This is a genomic window from Streptomyces sp. CO7 (assembly GCF_053474865.1).
In genome coordinates, this window is the sequence record NZ_JBRIOU010000002.1 from 761001 (window position 1) to 762161 (window position 1161).

The 1161-nt window shown below is 78.6% G+C and carries 1 protein-coding gene; it reads left to right on the forward strand.

Going from position 1 to position 1161, the window contains the following annotated elements; all coding sequences use genetic code 11:
• Positions 1-389: 389 nt before the first annotated feature.
• Positions 390-1161, forward strand: a 772-nt coding sequence (locus ACOV8S_RS05440) for an ATP-binding cassette domain-containing protein (RefSeq protein ID WP_448317359.1), incomplete at its 3' end; no start/stop codon positions are given.

The window sequence follows — 1161 nt, forward strand, 5'->3', positions numbered from 1 at the left end:
CCGCTGCCCCGGGCGCGGCCGCCGTGGGCCCGACCGCTGCCTCGGATGCCATCGCCGCGCCCGGCGCCGCGGAGGGTCCCGCCGCCACTGGTGCCGTTGTCGCGGAGGCAGCCGACGAGGGTGTCGCCCCGGGGGCGGCGGCGGTTGGCGGGGATGCCGCTGCCGCATGTCCCCCTGCTGGAGACGTCTCCGCGGATGCCGCCGCCGGGGGCGCCGCTGCCACGGGCCCGGCTCCGGTGGCCGGGACCGACGCGGGTGCCGACGGGCGAGCCACCGCCAAGAGCGCCGCCGCCGTGGACGCCGCTGCCGCGGAAGCCGCCGGCGGGGGCGACGGTGCCGCGGGTGTCCCCGTCGTGCTGTCCGTCCGCAACCTGCACGTGCGGTTCCGCATGCCGCGTGGACGGGCCGCCGTCCGTGCCGTCACGGACGTCTCCTTCGACGTCCGGGCCGGCGAGTGCCTGGCCCTGGTCGGCGAGAGCGGCTGCGGCAAGTCCGTCCTGGCCTCCGCGCTCCTCGGCCTCCTGCCCGCCAACGCCGAGACCGCGGGCCACGCCCGCCTCGGCGGAGTGGACCTGCTCACCGCCGGCGAACGCGTGCTGGCCCGTGAGGTCCGCGGCCGCCTGGCCGGCCTGATCCCGCAGAGCCCCGCCGCCCACCTCACCCCGGTCCGGACGATCCGCTCCCAGCTGGAGGAGACCGTCGCCCAGCTCACCGGCGTGCGGGGCCGCGCGGCGCTGCGCGCCGCCGCCGAACAGGTCGCCGCCCGGGCGGCGTTCCCTCCCGGCCACCTGGACCGCCACCCGCACGAACTCTCCGGCGGTCTCGCCCAGCGGGCCGCCACCGCTCTCGCCCTGGCCGGCGACGCGCCCCTGCTGCTCGCCGACGAGCCGACCACCGGTCTCGACCGCGATCTGGTCGACCACACGGTCGACGAGTTGCGCCGCCACGTCGACGACGGCGCCGGCCGCGCGCTGCTGATGATCACCCACGACCTCGCCGCCGCCGAACGCGTCGCCGACCGGGTGGCCGTCATGTACGCCGGCCGCGTCGTCGAAGTCACCGCCGCCGAGGCGTTCTTCGGCCCGCCCGGTCCCCGCCACCCGTACAGCCGGGGTCTCCTCGACGCCCTGCCCGAGCGGGCGTTCACCCCCATCCCCGGTC